The 18,868-nt window shown below is 69.1% G+C and carries 10 protein-coding genes; 8 read left to right on the plus strand and 2 right to left on the minus strand.

Features of this window, described 5'->3' with window-relative positions:
* Positions 1 to 430 precede the first annotated feature (430 nt).
* Positions 431 to 1,849: a M24 family metallopeptidase gene (locus F8M74_RS20300; protein ID WP_141253718.1), complete on the plus strand. Its 1,419-nt coding sequence runs from the start codon at positions 431 to 433 to the stop codon at positions 1,847 to 1,849.
* Positions 1,850 to 1,856: 7 nt separating this feature from the next.
* Here F8M74_RS20300 and rtcR read toward each other — a convergent pair whose 3' ends face one another.
* Positions 1,857 to 3,479 (minus strand): RNA repair transcriptional activator RtcR, encoded by a 1,623-nt coding sequence (gene rtcR, locus F8M74_RS20305; RefSeq protein ID WP_141253719.1) that lies wholly within the window; start codon positions 3,477 to 3,479, stop codon positions 1,857 to 1,859.
* 144 nt (positions 3,480 to 3,623) lie between these two features.
* Here rtcR and F8M74_RS20310 point away from each other — a divergent pair, with 144 nt between their 5' ends.
* The 6 genes from F8M74_RS20310 (at position 3,624) to F8M74_RS20335 (ending at position 16,739) form a co-directional block, all read left to right on the plus strand.
* Complete coding sequence (locus F8M74_RS20310; protein WP_141253720.1) at positions 3,624 to 4,859, plus strand: RtcB family protein; 1,236 nt, start codon at positions 3,624 to 3,626, stop codon at positions 4,857 to 4,859.
* 162 nt (positions 4,860 to 5,021) lie between these two features.
* Entirely contained in the window at positions 5,022 to 6,038 is a 1,017-nt protein-coding gene (gene rtcA / locus F8M74_RS20315) for an RNA 3'-terminal phosphate cyclase (RefSeq protein WP_141253721.1), read from the plus strand.
* 84 nt (positions 6,039 to 6,122) lie between these two features.
* Positions 6,123 to 6,908 carry an Fpg/Nei family DNA glycosylase gene (locus F8M74_RS20320; protein ID WP_141253722.1) on the plus strand — a complete coding sequence of 262 codons (786 nt, stop codon included), beginning with the start codon at positions 6,123 to 6,125 and terminating at the stop codon, positions 6,906 to 6,908.
* Positions 6,909 to 7,143: 235 nt separating this feature from the next.
* Positions 7,144 to 15,045: a CARDB domain-containing protein gene (locus F8M74_RS20325; RefSeq protein WP_162295018.1), complete on the plus strand. Its 7,902-nt coding sequence runs from the start codon at positions 7,144 to 7,146 to the stop codon at positions 15,043 to 15,045.
* A 58-nt stretch (positions 15,046 to 15,103) separates the two neighbouring features.
* Positions 15,104 to 15,346: a hypothetical protein gene (locus tag F8M74_RS20330; RefSeq protein ID WP_140864752.1), complete on the plus strand. Its 243-nt coding sequence runs from the start codon at positions 15,104 to 15,106 to the stop codon at positions 15,344 to 15,346.
* Between the two features lie 16 nt (positions 15,347 to 15,362).
* On the plus strand, positions 15,363 to 16,739 hold the full coding sequence (locus F8M74_RS20335; protein ID WP_141253724.1) for a sigma-54 dependent transcriptional regulator: 1,377 nt from the start codon (positions 15,363 to 15,365) through the stop codon (positions 16,737 to 16,739).
* A gap of 1 nt (position 16,740) precedes the next feature.
* On the opposite strand, the gene F8M74_RS20340 is transcribed toward F8M74_RS20335, so the two are convergent.
* Positions 16,741 to 17,463: a hypothetical protein gene (locus F8M74_RS20340; protein WP_141253725.1), complete on the minus strand. Its 723-nt coding sequence runs from the start codon at positions 17,461 to 17,463 to the stop codon at positions 16,741 to 16,743.
* Between the two features lie 105 nt (positions 17,464 to 17,568).
* Here F8M74_RS20340 and F8M74_RS20345 point away from each other — a divergent pair, with 105 nt between their 5' ends.
* Positions 17,569 to 18,828, plus strand: coding sequence for a PleD family two-component system response regulator (locus tag F8M74_RS20345; RefSeq protein WP_141253726.1), 1,260 nt, complete (start codon positions 17,569 to 17,571; stop codon positions 18,826 to 18,828).
* Positions 18,829 to 18,868: the final 40 nt, after the last annotated feature.

Below are 18,868 nucleotides of genomic sequence, written 5' to 3' on the forward strand. Positions count from 1 at the left end.
GGACGGGAGCTCCAGTTGGGGGGAGCGGGGCGGTCTGGGGGACGCGCGGAGTGTCGTGAAAGCGGGGGGGAACACGGAGGACCTGGGGGGGAAGGAACTGGAGGCGTTCGACGAGAGCGACTTCGAGTTCCGGATCGCCAGCTTCTGAGTTCGGCGCGCGGGGGACGAAGCCCCGCTCCAGCAGACGGCGTCGGGGGACGGCCGTCATCTCGAAGGGTGGCCGCGTCGGGACCGGGGGGCCGACGACCACATGACGAGGGCGTCGAGGACGCGCTCATCCGGAGAGGCGCTGGAGTGCGGACTTCCAGGGAGTGAGGGAGGGGGCGCGCCCCAGGCCCTCCGTCTCCAGAGATTCCAAGGGCTCTGGAGGCGGAGGCCCCCTGGCTTTCATGCGATACGGTGCGGCCTCCTTCTCGATGGGAGTCCTCACATGAAGTCCGCGAAGTGGGCGGCCCTGCCGCTGTTGCTGCTGGCCGCCTGTGCCACCACGGGGCGCCGGGGCGCTGCTGACGACTCGCCGCCGCGCCTCATGTCCTGGTCGGAGCAGATCGCCGAGCGCGAAGCCTGGCTGGAGAAGCGCCACGGCATGCTGCTGGACATGATGCGCCGCCATGGCGTGGGCATGTGGGTGGTCGTCAACGAGGAGTTCCACGACGACCCGCTCACCCAGTTCATCGCGCCGCCGAGGCCCTACGCGGGCAACCGGGACATCTTCGTGTTCGTCGACGCCGGGCCCGAGGGGCTCAAGCGCGTTGCGCTCTCCGGCTACTCGGAGGCCACGCTCGCGCGCTTCTTCGAGCTGCCCGAAGAAGGGCGCAAGCCGCAGGAGCTCCTGGCGGACCTGAACACGCGCTATCAGCCCCGGACGATTGCCCTGGGCATTGGCGGCAAGCGCGGGGTGACGCGCAGCCTGACGAAGGACAGCTACGCCTTCCTGGTGGAGGCCCTGGGCGCGGAGGCGGAGGCCCGCTTCGTGAGCGCCGCGCCGCTCATCGAGGAGTACCTGGACACGCGCATCCCCGAGGAGTGGCTGCACTACCAGCGGCTGGTGATGCTGACGGAGGCCGTGGTGAAGGAGGCCTTCTCTCCGGAGGTGGTGGTGCCGGGGAAGACGACCGTCGGTGATGTGCGCCGCTTCCTCTATGACAGGCTCTGGGCGCTGGGCGTGGACACCTGGTTCCAGCCGGATTTGCGCGTGCAGCGCAAGGGCGCGGACGGCGCCAGCTCGCGAGGCTTCCTGGCGCCCGCGAAGGAGGATGTCGTCATCCTCCGCGGCGACCTGCTGCACGTGGACTTCGGCATCACCTACATGGGGCTGAACTCCGACTGGCAGAAGATGGCCTACGTGCTGAACGAGGGGGAGACGGACGCGCCGGAGGGCCTCAAGCGGGCGCTGGCCAACACCATCGAACTCCAGGACGCGCTGATGCTGCGCGCCTCCCGTCCGGGCCGCACGTCCGCGCAGGTGTACACGCAGACGATGGCGGAGATGAAGGAGAAGGGCATCGAGGCCATGGTGTACAGCCACCCGCTGGGCAACCAGGGCCACGCGCTGGGCGCGAGCATCGACTTCCGTTCGGCCAGCCGGCAGGAGGAGGCCAAGACGTTGCGCCTGGGCTCGTACATCGCCATCGAGCTGAACACCGCCACCTCGGTGCCGGAGTGGGGCGGGCAGAAGGTCTTCGTGATGCAGGAGGACCCGGCCTACCTCACCGAGGAGGGCTGGAAGTTCTTCGTGTCCAGGCAGGAGTCGTTCTACCTCCTGGGCCGCGATGGGCAGGGAGGGCAGCGGAGTCAGGGCGCAAAGGGAGGCAAGGGCGTGACGACGCGTGGCATGCCCATGCTCTGAGCCTGGCCTACGCGCCTCGCCCGCTGACGTCCGCCCACGTGAGTCCGAAGCGGGCCAGGTACTTCTTCAGCCGGTCCGCGTCGTTGACGCTCTTCTTCTGGGCGCGTGACTGAGCGAACAGCACGCGCCCCGCGTCCGACAACGAGCGTGATGCCCGGCAGACGCTCAGCACGTCCGCGAGCTGGACCCGGTCGAAGCGGTCCAGCTCGCTGGCGAGGTTTTCCCCCAGCACCTCCGCGACCAGGTCCCCGGCGACGACCGCCGCCTTCGCTCCGGAGGGCCGCCACTGCTCGCGGAGCCGTTCGAGCTCCTCGTCCACCACGTCCCGAGTAATCCGTCCGCCCACCGCCAGCGTGGCCATGCGCAGCACCGCCGCGTTGAGGTCCCGGAAGTTGCCCGCCCACCTCGCCTCGGTGGACGTGGCGAAGTCCAGAAAGCGCTCCTGCGCCTCCTTGTTCATGGTGACGCGCGTGCCCACGGCCTCGGAGGACTGGTCCAGTTCGAAGAGCAGGTTGGGTGGGATGTCCTCCGGGCGCTCGCGCAGCGCGGGCAGCCGGAACGTCCACAGGTTGATGCGCGCGAGCAGGTCCTCCCGGAAGCGCCCGCGCTCGACCTCGACTTGGAGGTCCCGGTTGGTGCCGGCGATGAGCTGGAAGTCGCTCTCCACCTCGCGGTCCGCGCCCACGGGCAAGAAGCGCTTGTCCTCCAGTGCGCGGAGCAACATGGCCTGCTCGTCCGCGCCCAGTTCGCCGATTTCGTCCAGGAACAGCACGCCGCCATTCGCCTGTCGCAGCAGACCGGGCCTGTCGCTCAGCGCGCCGGTGAAGGCGCCCTTCACGTGGCCGAAGAGCGCGGACATGGCGCCGTCGCCCCGGAGCGTGGCGCAGTTGAGGTCCACGAAGGGGCCCGCCACGCCGCGCCGCGACTTCTTCAGCGCGTAGATGCGCCGCGCGAGTTGCGACTTGCCCGCGCCGGTGGGGCCTGTGATGAGCAGGGGCGCGCGGGATTGGACGGCCACCTGTTCGATGCGCTCGATGAGGCGGTTGAACGCCGCGTTGCGGGTGTCGATGCCGGACTTGAGGAAGGCCAGGCCTTCTCGCTGCTCCTGCCGGAAGCGCGCGGCCAGGGTGTCGTACTGGGACAGATCCAGGTCGATGAGGGTGTGCGTACCCGCGCCCGCGCGGTCCCTGGGGTCGGGTGACACCTGGACCAGCTTGCCAGGGATGAGCCGGCTCTCCACCAGCAGGAACATGCAGATCTGCGCGATGTGCGTACCCGTGGTGATGTGGACCAGGTAGTCCTCCGCCTCGGGGTTGAAGGCATAGCCGCGCACGTAGTCGAGCAGCGCGCCGTAGGTCTCCTCCAAGTCCCATGGGTTCCGGATGTCCAGGACCCTGCCCCGCACCTCCGTCTCCGGTGACACCTGCCGGATGTCCCCCACCAGCGTAGCCGCGAGCGAGGTCGCGTTCGGCGGATGCAACAGCTCCAGCCGGTGCACCAACAGGTCCTCCTGCTGGCACAGCGCCACCGTGGGCCGCCACCGCGCCCAGCGATGTGGCCCCTGCCCGTTGTCGAGCGTCGTCCCGAGCATCCCCAGGACCACTGTCTTGCGCGCGCGCGATTTCGCCATCGAGATAGGACTTTATCTGTGGAGATAGGAAATGCCAGCTCGCTTGGAGGGCTCCCCTCGGAAGCGGTGTTGGCACGCCGGCTGCTCTAGGCCTCCTCCGTGACCGGGACACAGCGCCCGGCGGACGACTGAAAGGTGGAGACGATGAGCCGCATCAACGGGAACTACGAGGTGCTGTCGGACGAGGCGGGCCGCCCCATCAAGGCGTGGACGGTGGGTGTGCCGTTCGAGGACGAGGCGAAGAAGCAGCTCCGCAACCTGCGTGGCCTCCCCTTCATCCATAAGTGGGTCTCGGTGATGCCGGACGTGCACCGCGGCTACGGCGCGACGGTGGGAAGCGTGGTCCCCACGGTGGGGGCGGTGGTGCCGGCGGCGGTGGGCGTGGACATCGGCTGCGGGATGATCGCCGTTCGCACGACGCTGCGGGCGGACCAGCTCCCGGACTCGCTGCGTGGGGTTCGCTCGGCGATTGAGCGCGCGGTGCCGCATGGCCGCTCCGACAACGGTGGCCGCAACGACGTGGGGGCGTGGCGTGTGGCGCCCGCACGGCACCAGAAGGAGTGGGCGCGGTTGGTGGAGGGGTACGACCGCATCGTCGGGAAGCATCCGCGCATCGGCCGTGGGCCGGAGTTGTCGCACCTGGGGACGCTGGGAACGGGGAACCACTTCATCGAGCTGTGCCTCGATGAGTCGGATGGCGTGTGGCTGATGTTGCACTCCGGTTCGCGCGGGGTGGGGAACCGCATCGGGAGCTACTTCATCGAGCTGGCGAAGGAGGACATGCGCCGCTGGTTCATCAACCTGCCGGACGGGGACCTGGCGTACCTGGCGGAAGGGACGGAGCACTTCGAGGACTACGTCTTCGCGGTGAGCTGGGCGCAGGACTTCGCCGCGACGAACCGCGCGCTGATGCTGCAAGAGGCGGTGGACGCGCTGCAGTTGAGCGGTGAGCTGCCTCCGTTCGAGCTGAAGGACGCGGCGGTGAACTGCCACCACAACTACATCTCCCGTGAGCATCACTTCGGGAAGAACTGCTTCGTGACGCGCAAGGGGGCGGTGCGGGCGCGCGAGGGTGACCTCGGCATCATCCCCGGAAGCATGGGGGCGCGTTCGTTCATCGTCCGCGGGAAGGGGAACGCGGACAGCTTCCACTCCTGCAGCCACGGCGCGGGCCGGGTGATGTCGCGTGAGGCGGCGAAGCGGCGCTTCACGGTGGAGGACCACGTGAAGGCGACCGCCGGCGTGGAGTGCCGCAAGGACGTGGACGTCATCGACGAGACGCCGGCTGCGTACAAGCCCATCGATGCGGTGATGGCAGCGCAGGCGGACCTGGTGGAAGTGGTCCACACCCTGAAGCAGGTCGTGTGCGTGAAGGGCTAGAGACCCAGAGGTGACCATGCCGGGATGAAGACACCGAGGCGCCCGCGCTCCCCAAGAGGCCGAAAGGCCGCCAGGATGGGGACGCGGGCGCCGCTATTTTCACGGGGGTGTCAGTGCGTGCCGGGTGGTTCGTGAGTCGCGAGCAGCAAGGAGGAAGTCGTCATGGTGCGCATCGATGGTTCATTGGGAGAGGGCGGGGGGCAGGTGCTGCGCACTTCGCTGGCGCTGTCGCTGGTGACCGGCAAGCCCTTCACCATCCAGAACATCCGCGCGGGCCGGAAGAAGCCGGGCCTGCTGCGCCAGCACCTGACGTCGGTGAAGGCCGCGGAGGCCGTGGGGGCCGCGGAGGTGTCGGGCGCGGAGCTCGGCTCGCGAGAGCTGACCTTCCGGCCGAGTGCCCTGGCCGCGGGGAACTATCACTTCGCGGTGGGCACCGCGGGCAGCGCGACGCTGGTGCTCCAGACGGTGCTTCCGGCGCTGCTCCTGGCTGAGGGGCCTTCCACGCTGATGTTGGAGGGGGGAACACACAACCCCATGGCGCCACCGTTCGACTTCCTCCAGCGGGCGTATCTGCCGCTGGTCCGTCGCATGGGGCCGTCCGTGGAGGCGACCCTGGAGCGGGCCGGTTTCTTCCCGGCCGGGGGCGGGCGGTTCCGGGTCGACGTGCGACCCGCGCCGCTGAAGCCACTGCACCTGCTGGAGCGGGGGCGCGTGGTCCGTCGCGACCTGAAGGCCGTGATTGCGATGATTCCGTTCGACGTGGCGCAGCGCGAGCTGGGCACGGCGGGGGCGGCGCTGAAGTGGCGGCCCGATGAACTCCGGACGGAGGAGCTGAAGCGCCCGCTGGGGCCCGGCAACGTGCTGGTCGCCGAAGTGGAGAGCGAGCACGTGACGGAGGTCTTCACCGGCTTCGGTGAGCGTGGGAAGCGGGCGGAGGCCGTGGCCGGACAGGTCGCTGAAGAGGTGAAGCGCTACCTCGACGCGGACGTGCCGGTGGGCGAGCACCTGTGTGACCAGCTGTTGCTCCTCATGGCGCTGGCGAAGGGCGGCGTGTTCCGCACGCTGCCGCTGGATGGGCATGCCGAGACGCAGCTCCAGACCATCGCCCAGTTCCTCGATGTGAAGGTCGAGGTGCGGGAGGTATCTCGCGAGGTTCGCGAGGTGGAGGTCCGCGCCTGAGCCCCAGGGGGCGCGTCCGTTGGCTGACGGCCCTGGGGCGCGGCGTCATGCGCTCCGCTCGGAGGGCAGCCAGGCCGCCGCTTCGTGGGGGCGGAGGTACTGGTTCCCACCGTCGTTCGCTTCCCGTCGCCGCCAGACTTCATGGAGGCCTTGAAGGGGCGGCAGGTCACCGCCGCGAACCGAAGGGCCAAGTTCATCTTGTTCGCGCTCGATGACGGGACGACGCTCGCGCTGCACTTCATGCTCTTCGGAGAGCTGGCGCTGCGCCCTAAGGGGAATGAGCGCCCGTCTTCGACACTGGTGGTGCTCGAGCTGGAGGGGGACGAGGAGTTGCAGTTCACGGACTCGCTGGGCTATGCGCGCATCGCCCTGGCGCCTTCCGATGAGCTGGCCGCGCGCCTGAAGCTGAGCGAACTCGGGCCGGAGGCGCTGGGAGAGGGGTTCACTCCAGCGGTGCTGGGGCGTCAGCTGCGGCGGCGGAGAAGTCCCCTCAAGACGGTGCTCCTCAATCAGCGGGTGGTGGCGGGGCTCGGCAACCGGGATGCGGACGAGAGCCTGTGGCAGGCGGGGATTGCCCCACGCCGGCTGGCGTCGTCTCTCACGGCCGATGAGGTGGTGCGGTTGGACCGCGCCATCCAGGCGGTGCTCGATGAAGGGCTCCGCATGCGGGGTACCCAGGGAGACCTCTTCGGCGTTCAAGGCCAGGCGAAGCACCGGCGCAATGTGTTCGGCCGCGCGGGGGCGCCGTGCCCGCGCTGTGCCACGCCGGTCTCCCATCAACGCATCGGTGGGCGGAACACATACTGGTGTGCCACCTGTCAGCCCTTGACGAGCGCGCTCGAAGTCCCCGCGCAGTCCTCGCTGCTGTGATTCGCGGCAGGGGCCTCTCCCGAACTCAAAACCGGTAACTCCAGACAGACGTTCCGGTTCTCGATGGTTTGTCATGCGCGGGTGCGGCGTGACACCGATGTCTGTTCTGGCCTCCGTGCGCATTCGTCATGGTCCACCTCCTCAACCGTCGGGGATGTTTGCTAAAGCGCAGCTCAAGCCGTCAGGGGCGCTGAAGCCAGAAGTTCAGGTCCGCCTCGGACGTGGAGGGGGAGTGATGCCGTCAAGGTTTGCGTGGCTTTTGGGGCTCGCGCTGCAAGTGTCGCTGAGCGCGTGTGGTCCACAGGACGTGTCCGTTTCGCGCATGCCCGCGGGGCCGGAGAGGGCGCTGTCCCAACTCGCGCCAGGTCCGCTTCCCGACCTCGTGGTGCGCCGGCTGTCGGTGCCGTCGTCCGCGCGTGTGGGTGACGACATCGCCGTCGCAGTCGAGGTGTGCAACCGCGCGCCATTTCCGGCCGGTCCCTTCCAGGTGGAGGTTCGCCTCTCCGTGGACCGCGACTTCACGTCGTCGGACCCCAAGCTGGTGCGGCTGGGCGTGAGTGAACTGGGCGCGTCGCTCTGTGTGGAAGTCTGGGACTGGGTGGAGGTGGACGCGGCGCTGGTGGGGGCTCATTACGTGGCCGCCGTCGTGGACGCGGATGGCGAGGTGGAAGAATCCGACGAGGCGAACAACCTGTTCCAGGGGGAAACCCTGGGTGTGGGGAACGGGCCCGACTTCGTCATCACCGCCCTGCGTGCGCCGGCCGTCGTTGAATTATGGCAGCCCTTCCTCACGACGGTGACGGTGTGCAACCGCGGCACGCTCGCAACCAATGGCACCGTCGACCTCCTTCTTTCGGAGGATGCCGTCCTCACGGCGGATGACAGGGTCGAGACCTCGACGGGCGGCCTCTTCCTCTTTCCCGATGAGTGTGAGGACGTGGAACTTCAAGCGATGTTCCCGGGCCTGTTCCCGCCTGTCCACGTGGGCGCCCTGGTGGATGCCTATCCCGGGGAGTCTGCCGACCTGGTTCCTGGCAACAACCTCTGGGTGGGTGGGCGAATGACGTTCGCGGAGTTGCCAGACCTCATCGTCACGCGGGTGGACGTGCCCTCGAGCGTGACGGGCACCCTGCCGTTCCGGGCGGAGGTCACGGTGTGCAACCAGGGCACCCGGCCGACGCCGACGCCGTTCGCCGTGGAGCTCTTGCTGTCCGCCCATCCCGTTGTCGTGGCCGAGGACCGTGTCATCGGTGATGCCCAGGTGGCGCCGCTGGCGGCGGGGCAGTGTGCTCGGGCACGGGTGGAGGCGTCGGTTCCCGGAATCGTCGACGGGACCTGGTACGTGGGCGCCGTCGCGAATGCCCGGTGGGCGCGTGCGGACGAGGCCTTCTGGGACAACAACGTGGGACCGGGGACCCGGCTCCATGTAGGGGAGGCTCCGGACTTCCGTGTCGTCGCCATCGAATCGCCCACGGTACTCGCTCCGTGGGGGGACGGCACGGCTCGGGTCACGGTGTGCAATGACGGCACCGTGGGGGCGCCCGTGGATGTGGGCCTCTACTGGTCCGCGGATGAAGAACTGGTCCTCCCCGAGCCGAGCGCGGGCAGCCTGGGATTCGGCTTCCTGGCGCCCGGGCAATGCGCGACGGAACCGGTGTCGGTCCATGCAGATGACACCCTGTCCGGGCCCCGGTACCTGGTGGCGTTCGCGGATGCTGGCGAGCTCTGGGCGGAGCTGAACGAGGATGACAACACGTTCGTCGGCAGGCGCGTGTTCCTGGGGCGTGGCCATGACCTCGCCGTCACGGCTCTGGAGGCGCCTGTCAGCGTCCACGAGCGTTCCCGGTTCCTGGTCCGGGTCACGGTGTGCAACCAAGGCAACGAGGCGTCTCCCAACGGAAACCTGGCGATTCGTTCCCGGTCGACACGCACCTCTTCGTGGGCGGAGACGTTGGAGCTCGCGTTCCTTCCCTCCATCGCCCCAGGCGCGTGCCTCCGTCAGGACGTGCCGGTGCAACTCCCATTTGATCGCCCGCTGGGGTTGCTCCTGGATGCACGAGTCTGGACGCCGGATGCGTTCGAGGAAAACGACACCTCGTCCCCACTGGTACCCGTGGGCGTGGGAGACCGGCCCGACTTCACGGTGACGTCCGTGGTGGCCCCCGCGGGTGTCTCCCCGGGGCAGGGCTTCTTCGCGGACGTGACGGTGTGCAACCAGGGGCTCCGGGATGGAAGCACGGACGTGATGGTCGTCCTGTCCCAGGATGCCGAGGTCTCCACTCGCGACCTCTTCGCCGGCTGGGCGGAGACCGGGCTCGTGCAGGCGGGGCAGTGCGTGCCCGTCAAGGTGCCGTCACACGCGGGCTCGCTGTGGCCCGGTGTCTTCACCGTGGGCGCCATCGTGGACCCGTTTGGGGAGCGATACCTGCGCAACGAACTGCGCGAGGACAACAACGTCCTGGCGGGAGCCCAGGTTTCGCTCGGGCGTGTGGCCGACTTCGCCGTGACCTCCGTGTCCGCGCCCAAAGCAGTGGCGCCTGGCGCTGCCTTCACGGCGAAGGTGACGGTGTGCAATCAGGGCGCGGCCCGAGGTTCGACGGACGTGGCTTTCGTGCTGTCTCAATCCACGCGCATCTCCCGGACGGACCTGCCGCTCGGAGGAATGCCGGTGGGCACCCTGGAGCGGGGTCAATGCGTCACTCGGGATGTCCCGCTCACGGCGCCGTCCGCGGCCACTCAGGGAGAGCTGGGCGTGCTGGTGGATTCACTGGACCTCCAGATGGAGCCCCGGGAAGACAACAACACGTTGGCGGGAGGCCCCTTGGCAGTGGGCCTGGGCCCGGATTTCACCGTGGACATCGTGGAGGTGCCGTCCGTCCAGCCCTCGCATGTCCCGTTCACCACGAAGGTTCGGGTCTGCAACGCAGGGACGCTGACCGCTCCTGGAGAGGTTCGCGTCTTCCTGTCTGCGGATGCCGTCATCGACCCAGGCGCTGACACCTTGCAGGGGTGGAACTACTTCGACGGCCTTGCGCAGGGGCAATGCCAGGTCGTCGACGTCTGGGTGGCTAACTCCACGCCCGGGTGGGCACTGCCAGATGGCCGCTGGTTCTGGGGGGCGGCGGTGTTTGCCCATGGGGCGGAGCAGGAGCTCCACTGGGACGACAACTTCGATGCCCGCCCCTTGAACGTCGGCCTGGTGCCTGACTTCTCCGTCACGGCGCTCGATATGCCGTCCTCGGTTCTTTCGGACCAACCGTTCTCGGCGCAAGTGACGGTGTGCAACGCTGGGACCGCGGCAGGAGCCACGTCCGTGAGACTGGTGCGCGACTGGTCTCCTTTCTACGCACCGCCCGCGCACACCCTGGGCGAGGCGATGACAGAGTCCCTGGCGGCTGGACAGTGCACCAAGGTAAGCGTGCAGGCAGCCGCCGGCGTGTCATTCGAAGGCATGTACACCGTGAGCGCGGTGGCGAACCCGGAGGGCGCCGCGGCGGAGTTGCGCGAAGACGACAACGTCCGCACGGCGCGCCTGGGCGTGGGGGCGTTGCCGGACTTCACGCTGGGGAGTGTGCGGGTGCCTGTCCCCGTGGCCGCGTCGGCGGATGTCGCCACCATCGCCGTGCAGGTGTGCAACGTGGGGACAGTGGCCGGGGAGGCGGAGCTGGCGCTCGTGCTGTCCGAGGATGCGGCCATCACCGCCGCGGACATGCCCCTGGGCGCGGTGCCCGTGGGGCCGCTGGCGGCTGGGGCGTGCACCACGGTGGACGTGCCCGTGAGCCTCTGGGTTCCTTCGAGTGGCGTCTGGCACGTGGGCGCGGTGGTGGACCCGTATGGAGCGGCGTCCGAGCTGCGAAGGGACAACAACACGAGCATCGGTGTCCCGGTGGGCATCGGATTGCTGCCCGACTTCGTCGTCACCCGGCTGTCTGTGCCTCCGAGCATGGAACCCGGGATGTCGCTTCCCGCGCTCGTCGAGGTGTGCAACGTGGGCGCCGTCGCGGAGGCCGTGGACGTGTCCTTCTATCTGTCGGCCGACGAGGACGTCACGGCCGAGGACGCCCTGCTGCAGACGTGGAGCTTCGGCACGTTGAACCCGGGTCGTTGCGCCTCGGCGGAGGTCTCACTTGTCACGGGGCCGCCCTCGCTGTTTTGGGGCGTTCGTTACGTCGGGGCGCTCGCGGACGTGGGGCGGCTGCGGGCCGAACTGTCAGAGACGAACAATGGGAGCCCGGTAGTCCCCGTGAGCGTCGGCTCGGGGCCGGACCTCGTCATCCGCCGCATGGACGCGCCGCCTGGCGTCCTTCCTGGCGCGTCGTTCCAGGTGGCGACCCTGGTGTGCAACCAAGGGAACCAGGAGACCGCTTCCGGTGTGGTGAGCGGTTATTTCGCTCGCAGCGGTGCGGGGGCCTCGCGCGGCGCTCCAGCGTGGGAGTCGGAGGTTCCGCACCTGCTCCCGGGAAGGTGCGCCACCCTGGTCAGCACATTGACCGCGGGCCAAGGCGAAGGCCTCTGGTTCCTGTCGTCCGAGCTCAAACCCGTCCCTGGCATGCGAGACATCGCGGCGGAGAACAATACTGGGCCCGTGCTTCCCGTGCGCGTCGGGCACCTGCCGGACTTCGTCGTCACGTCGGTTCATGCACCCACGGGCGTGCGGCCTGATGACGCGTTCCAGGTGGACGTCACGGTGTGCAATCAGGGCACCGTGGAGGGGCAGTCGGATGTGACGGTGTTCGTGTCTCGGGATTCGAGCCCCTCCGTCGAGGACCGCTACGTCGGCTCCGTGCCGACCGGGGCGCTGGGGCAGGGGCAGTGCGCCACGCTTCCGGTCACCGTCCCCCGGGATTCGCAGCGGGCGGGAACGTGGTTTGTGGGTGCGCTGGTTGATCGGGATGCCCAGGTGGCCGAGCTGTCGGAGGCGAACAACGCGCACGACGGCGTGCCCGTGCGGTTCGCCTCGCTTCCCGACTTCGTCATCTCCACGGTGGTGGCGCCCGAGAGCGTGGCGTTCGGCGACACGTTCCCGGCACAGGTGACGGTCTGCAACCAGGGGACGGCTTCCGGAAGTGCGTCGCTCACGCCCTATCTGTCCCTGGACGCGGTCATCTCCCGGGACGATGCCCAGGTCGCGGGCACGCAGACCGTGACGGGGCTGTCTCCCGGTGCCTGTATCCTGCGCGAGTTGTCCATCCAGGCCCTGCCTTCACGAGAAGGCCTCTGGTACCTCGGTGCCGTGGTGGATTCGCAGCGGTGGGGGGAGGAAGCCAGTACGGCCAACAATGCCAGCGCCGGGCGTCCCCTGGGCATTGGCTTCAGGCCGGACCTGGTCATCAACGTGGTGGAGGCGCCCGCCGTTGCCCGGCCGGACGCGTTGCTCCCGGTGGAGGCGACGGTGTGCAACCAGGGCACCACCTCCGTCAGCAACGCGCTGGTGGGACTCAACGTCCACATGCTCCCGGAGGTGAGGCTGGACCGCGGGTTCGCGGCGACGGCCTCCGTGTCCCTGTCACCCGGCACGTGCAAGCGTGTGGCGTTGTCACTGCCGCTCGATGACTACGAACCGTGGTGGCCCACGACGTACGTCGTCGCCAGTGTGGACCCCAACGACACTGTGCTGGAGTTCAACGAGCACAACAACGAGCGCGTCAGCCATCCTGTCTCCGTGGAGGACGGGCTCGCAGACCTCGTGACGGAGGCTGTGCGTGCGCCGTCCACGGTGGAGCCGGGGCAGTCCTTCACGGCATCGGTGCGGGTGTGCAACGAAGGACGTGTGCCGGCGCCCGCGCAGGTGACATTGCATGCGTCGCGCGACGTCCAAGTGACGCCCGCGGACCCTCTGCTTGCGGAAGCGTCCCTCGGCATCCTGGCGCCTGGCCAATGCGCGGAGCAGGCCCTCCCAGCGGTCCTCCAGGGAGCGGGCACCTTCTATCTGGCGGCGGTCGCCAGCACGGGGGGCGAGGTTCGCGAGTACGACGACACGAACAACATCGGGCCTGCCTCGCAGGTGTATGTCGAAGGCAGCGGAACGGACTTCGTCGTGGAGTCGGTCGTGCTGCCGTCCGTGGTGCTCCCGAATGTGGAGTTCACGGCCACCATCCGTGTCTGCAATCGGGGCAGAGTGGGTTGGGCGACGTCGGTGGCCCTCTACCTGTCCCCCGACGCACTCGTCGACCCTGCGGACACTGAGCTGGCTTCGCGACAGGGCTTCTTCGTTCCGGCTGGGCAGTGTGTGGCTGTCGCGTTGGAGGGCCAGGTGCCTCAGCCGGGGCACTGGTACCTGGCGGCCATCGTGGACCCGTTGAACCAGCATTCCGAGGATGATGAGGGCAACAACTCCAGCCCGGTGTCCACGCTGGTGGTGGGCTCGCTTCCGGACTACACCGTCGCCGCGTTGACGGCGCCACCGGTGGAATCGCGCAGCGGGCCGCTGCCGGTGCGAATCACCGTGTGCAACCAGGGCACCGCGCCTGCGCCGGCCACCGGAGTTCGTTTCCAGTTGAAAGCCAACGGCCCATTGGCCGAAGGCGTCCTGCGCGTCTCGTCCCGAGGCGTTCCCGCTCTGGCCGCGAATCAGTGCGCCGAGTGGGAGGAGTCATTGGGCTCGGTCGGAAATGCGCCTCGCGCATGGCAGTTGGTGGCCACGGTGGACCCGGAGGGCGTGGCGACCGAGGCCCACACGGACAACAACGTCAGGGCCGTGGACGTTCGCGTCGGAGACCTGGCGGAGCTCGCGGTCACTCGTATCGCGCCGGAGAGGAACGGGCTTGCTCCGGGGAGCACGTTCACTACGGAGGTCTCTGTCTGCAACACCGGCAGCATTCCCGCCAGCGAGCTGCGCGTTCATGTCCTGTTGTCGGAGGACGGCCTGGACCCGGACGTGGGCACGCATGTCGGAATGAAGACCTTCGCTGCACTGGGGAAGGGGTGCGCCGTGGTGCCCGTGGTTGGAACGGTTCCCTCGCAGGGCCTTGGGGGAGAGGTCCACGTGAAGGCGCGCGTGGAACTCGTCACGCCACAAGGGGGTGAACTGAACCTGGAGGACAACGCGCTCGTCGGTCCCGTGGTGGGGATTGGTAACGGTCCGGACCTGGTGGTGACGCGGATGTCGACGGACGTCCCGGTGACCTGGCCCTCCGTTCCCGTGGATGTCACCGTGACGGTTTGCAACCTGGGTGACGGACGCTCCCCGCGAGCATCCATGGCGACCTTCATCATTCCAGAGGAGGACGTGGGCTCAGGGTCGGTCGTCGTGGGGCCGAACGTGTCCATTGACTCCCTGGCATCGGGCGCCTGCGCCGAACTGGACGTGCAGATGATGGCGCCGCAGTTCGTGGGAGGCTGGCGCCTGAGGGGCATCGTGGACGAAAGGAATGCCATCCCGGAGACGGTGGAATCCAACAACCTGGTGGAGGGTGAGGCGTTCCGGGTGACGACCTTCACGGGGCACGTCATCACCGGACTCCAAGCGCCTACCTCCGTCCGGCCGAATGACTTCTTCATCGCGGTGGCGACGGTGTGCAACCGGGGGCCCCAGTCACCGTCCAGCGCGCTGATCCATCTCGCGTTGGAGACGGCGGATGGCTTCCCTGTCACCCACTTGCCGGTGCAAGGGACGTCGCCCAATCTGGAGCAGGGGGACTGTGCGCAGGTGACGTTGTCGGGTTCGGCCAGCGTCCCCTTGGAAGGGGCCTACCGGGTCGTGGCGGGGCTGGGGCACTGGGCGGATGCGATGACGGAGGCGCAGCGGCGTGCGCTCTCATTCTCAGTGCCCATGGGCGTCGGCAATCGAAGTGACTTCACCGTTACCGCCGTGAGCGCCCCCGAAAGTGTCCGCACCGGAGGCGCGTACGCGACGGCGGTGACGGTGTGCAATCACGGCACGGTGTCGGGCACCGCCACGGTGAGGTCCTACCTGTCTCGGGATTCGCAACTCGACGCCTCGAGTGACGTCCGTGTCGGGCAGACGAGCGTGACGCTCTCCCGGAATCAATGCCGGACGTTGTCGGTGTCGTCGCTGGCCAACGTGAGCAGCGGGGATGTCTGGTACGTGGGCGCGCACGCGAGTACGGGCAGCGCGCCGGACCTGACGCCCGCCAACGACGGCCGTGTGGGCTCCCGGATTCTCGTGACACCTTGAGTCCGTGCCGGGCGCGGGGCTTGTGGGCAGCGGACACGGTGGCTGTTATGACAGCCCCGTGTCCGACGTCACCCACTCCGCGCCACCTCCGTTCGAAGCCGCGCTGGTTCGCGCCAGCGAGGAACTCGGCTTCCCCAGCTACTACCAGTCCTGTGTGCGCCCACTGCTGCGCAACCCGGAAGGCCGCTGGCCGCGGTGCTGTGGCGGCGGGTGTGAGCCGTGCGCCCAGACGCTCATCCAGGTGGCCCTGCGCACGCTGGAGCTGATGGGGACGCCACGCCAGGCGCCGCTTCCGGACTGAGGCGGAGGCCACACGTATGTCCGTACCGCACCCGTTGCTGCTCGTGGATGACGACGCCGCGTTCCGCAAAGTCTATGGCGGGCTGCTGCGCGAGGCGGGGTACGAGGTGGTGGAAGCCGCGGACCGGCCTTCCGCTCGCGCCGCCTTCGACGCACGCGACTTCCCCCTGGTGCTGCTCGACCTGATGCTGCCTCCCGATGGCAGCGTCTCCGCGGGGCTGGAAGGACTCGCGGCGTTGCTGAGCGCGAAGCCCGGGACGAAGGTCATCGTCGTGTCCGGGGCAGGGGACACGCGGCACACGCTGGATGCGGTGCGCCTGGGCGCGTACGACTTCCTCACCAAGCCGGTGGACCCGGATGTGCTGCTGGTGGTGGCGCAACGGGCGCTCGCGCGGGTGACGCTGGAGCGGCAAGTGGAGACGCTGCGCAGCTCGCTCACGCGCGCGGCGGGCGGTGTCTCCCTGGTGGGGCAGAGCGCGTCCTTCCTGGCGGCCACGTCCCTGGCGGAGCGCGTGGCGGCCAGTGAGCTGCCAGTGCTCGTCACCGGGGAGAATGGGACGGGGAAGGAACTGCTCGCGCGCACCGTCCACCTCAAGAGCCGGCGCCACGATGGGCCCTTCATCCCCATCAACTGCGGCGCACTGCCGGAGTCGCTGCTGGAGAGCGCCCTGTTCGGCCACGTGAAGGGCAGCTTCACTGGGGCGACCAAGGACCACCGTGGCCTCTTCGCGGAGGCGGACGGAGGCACGCTCTTCCTGGACGAACTGGGCGACATGTCGCCGTCCCTCCAGGTGAAGGTGCTGCGTGCGTTGGAGACGGGCGACATCCTTCCGGTGGGCGCGGACCGGCCCGTCCAGGTGGACGTGCGGCTCATCTCCGCCACCCACCAGGACCTTGGGCGCATGCTTCAGGAAGGCGCCTTCCGCGAGGACCTCTACTGGCGCGTGAAGGGCGTTGAAATCCGCCTGCCGCCCCTGCGCGAGCGCCCCGCGGACCTGCCGCTGCTGGCCAAGCACTTCCTCAATCAGTGCGCCCACCTGTGCCCGGACGGGCGCGCCCGGCTGTTGTCGGACGCCGCGGCGGAGGCCCTGCTGGCCCACGCGTGGCCGGGGAATCTGCGCGAGCTGCGCCATGAGATGCAGCGCGCCACCGTGCTGGCGGGGGAGCGGCGTGAAATCCAGCCCGAGGATTTGTCCTTCACCGGCAGCGAGCGGCTGCACGCCACCCGCGCGCCGGGCACCACCACGCTGGCGCAGAAGGTGGAAGCGTTGGAGCGGCGCGAAATCGAGGAGGCCCTGCGACGCCTGAATGGCAACCGCACGCACACGGCGGAGGCGCTGGGCCTGTCGCGCCAGGGACTGCTCAAGAAGCTGGAGCGCTTTGGACTGACGTGAGTCAGAAGAGCCGTGCACCCAGGCCCAGTCGTACGCTGTAGCCCAGGCGCGTGTGGCTTTCGCCCGAGCGCTCCTGGAAGGACTCCACGCCGAGCTGGCCCGCCGCCAGCGCCGACAGGTTGCTGCCCAGGTACACCTCCACGCCGCCTCCGCCGAGCGCCTGGATGCGCCGCGACTGGCCATTGGACAGGCCGATGTCCACCGGCACGTCCAACAGCCCCAGCACGGACACCGTGTCCGCGACGCGCCAGCCCGCCACCAGCCCGGGCGATACGCGGAACAGCACGCCGGAGTAGTTCCGGTCATCCATGTACGTGGCACCCGAGTTGAGCACCACGCCCAGGCCCAGCGTGGGCGCCAGGGACAGGATGCCTTGCTCCAGCACCTTGCGCCGCACCGCGAGCTCCAGCGCGGCGGAGAGCTGGAACCACTGGAGTCGCGCGCGTGCCTCCAGTTCGAAGCCGGAAATGCCTTGCCGGAAGCCCACGCCGATCTCCGGTGCGCCCACGAAGCCATAGAGCGCCGTGGCTCCGTCCGGCAGCGTCACTGGCGCCAGCACCGCGCCCAGCGGGTCCTCGCTCGTGCCGCGAAGGAGCGCCGTGTCAGACGTCGTGACGCGCGGCGTTTCGTCGGCGGGAGCAGGGGCCGGCGCCTGGGCGGCGGACTCCAGGGAAGCGAGCAACAGCGCGGACACGAGAGGGCCGAAGCAGCCGGGACGCATCATGTGCACACCCTACCCCGCACAGTGGCGGGCGGAAACCCCAACGATTTCAGGAGTTTGTCGGCGCCTTGCGTATTTGTCCGGCTTGGCGCGAAGATTTAGTAATTCATGGCTACCGCGCTCCCACAACCTTCCACGTATGCCGGACCGGAAGCCCTGGCCGAGGCGGGGGCGCGTCGCCGTGCGTCACGAGGCCGGCTCCGGGTGTTGCTGGTGGATTCGGCGCCGGGCGCGCAGGCCGTGCTGGCCGCTGCGCTGGCGGAAGCGGGCTTCGAAGTCCTGTTGGTCGCGGGCGCGCAGGCCGCGCTGGCGTCGCTGGCGGAAGGCGGCACGGCGCCTCAGTTGGTCGTCACCGAGGTGGAGCTCCAGGACGGAGACGGCTTCAGCCTGTGTGGCCAGGTTCGCGCGGACGCGCGCACGGCGCACCTGCCGGTGCTGCTGCTGGCTCGGCGTGAAGAGGAGTTCCACCGGGACCTGGCGGGCGGTGTGGGCGCGGACGACTATCTGGCCCATCCTGTGGACGCGCGAGACGTGGTGGCGCTGGCCCGGCTCAAGGCGGGCCGGTGCAGCGGTGACGCGGCCTTCGAGTCGGACACGCAGCGGCTGCCGCTGACGGACGTGGCGCGTGCGCTGCTGGCGGGCGTCCGCTCTGGCCGCGTGATGATGGCGGAGGGCCAGGGCTGGTTCGCCTTCCGGCACGGCCTGGTGGTGGACGCCGTCTTCAATGGCGAGCGCGGCAGCCTGGCCTTCCGGCGGATGCTCTGCTTCGGCGCGGGGGACTACTCGGTGATGCTGGGGCCCGAACTGCACAAGGGCTCGTTCACCATGGACCGCCCGTACCTGTGCGAGACGGTGCTGCAGGGGCTGGAGCGCTTCGACGCGCTGCGTGCCCGAGGCCTGCCGCTGGCATCGCGGCTGACGGTGGACTTCGCCCGGCTGGCGGAGATGTTGGCGTCGTTGCCGGAGGACGTGGGCGAAGTGGTGCGCCTCTTCGATGGGCGCCGCACGCTGCGCGCCATGTTGCTGGAGTGCCAGTTCCCGGAGGCGGTGGCGTACGAGGCGTCCACGCGGCTGTTCGCGCTGGGCATCCTGGTGCCCGCGTGCCTGCTGGAGGAACGCGAGCGGGCGCGCTGTGGCGCCACGGTGCCTGGCTTCTTCGAGCCCGAGCCCTCCGTGGACGCCGTGCCGGTGGATGCGCGGGAGCCGGCCCCCGCTGCCTGCGGTGGGGATGGGGCCTCCGCGCCCTTCACCCTGGTCGGAGGCTCGCAGCCTCCCGTCATCCTGGACTTCCCCAAGAAGGTCCCCGGCGCGCCGAGTGGCGCGGAGGGCCTGGAGGGGGCTGTCCGGTCCGACGACGCAGGCGTTTGAAGGGTTTGACTCGGCGGCCCTCGGTAGGGGACAAGGCCCG

The sequence above is a fragment of the Myxococcus sp. CA023 genome (assembly GCF_010998615.1).
In the GTDB taxonomy this organism is placed as follows: Bacteria; Myxococcota; Myxococcia; order Myxococcales; family Myxococcaceae; genus Myxococcus.

What these genes read in the sequence shown, in the direction of transcription:
- F8M74_RS20300 (WP_141253718.1), top strand. Translation starts at nt 431, where the DNA reads ATGAAGTCCGCGAAGTGGGCGGCCCTGCCGCTGTTGCTGCTGGCCGCC.
- rtcR (WP_141253719.1), bottom strand. Translation starts at nt 3,479, where the DNA reads ATGGCGAAATCGCGCGCGCGCAAGACAGTGGTCCTGGGGATGCTCGGG.
- F8M74_RS20310 (WP_141253720.1), top strand. Translation starts at nt 3,624, where the DNA reads ATGAGCCGCATCAACGGGAACTACGAGGTGCTGTCGGACGAGGCGGGC.
- rtcA (WP_141253721.1), top strand. Translation starts at nt 5,022, where the DNA reads ATGGTGCGCATCGATGGTTCATTGGGAGAGGGCGGGGGGCAGGTGCTG.
- F8M74_RS20325 (WP_162295018.1), top strand. Translation starts at nt 7,144, where the DNA reads ATGCCGTCAAGGTTTGCGTGGCTTTTGGGGCTCGCGCTGCAAGTGTCG.
- F8M74_RS20335 (WP_141253724.1), top strand. Translation starts at nt 15,363, where the DNA reads ATGTCCGTACCGCACCCGTTGCTGCTCGTGGATGACGACGCCGCGTTC.
- F8M74_RS20340 (WP_141253725.1), bottom strand. Translation starts at nt 17,463, where the DNA reads ATGATGCGTCCCGGCTGCTTCGGCCCTCTCGTGTCCGCGCTGTTGCTC.
- F8M74_RS20345 (WP_141253726.1), top strand. Translation starts at nt 17,569, where the DNA reads ATGGCTACCGCGCTCCCACAACCTTCCACGTATGCCGGACCGGAAGCC.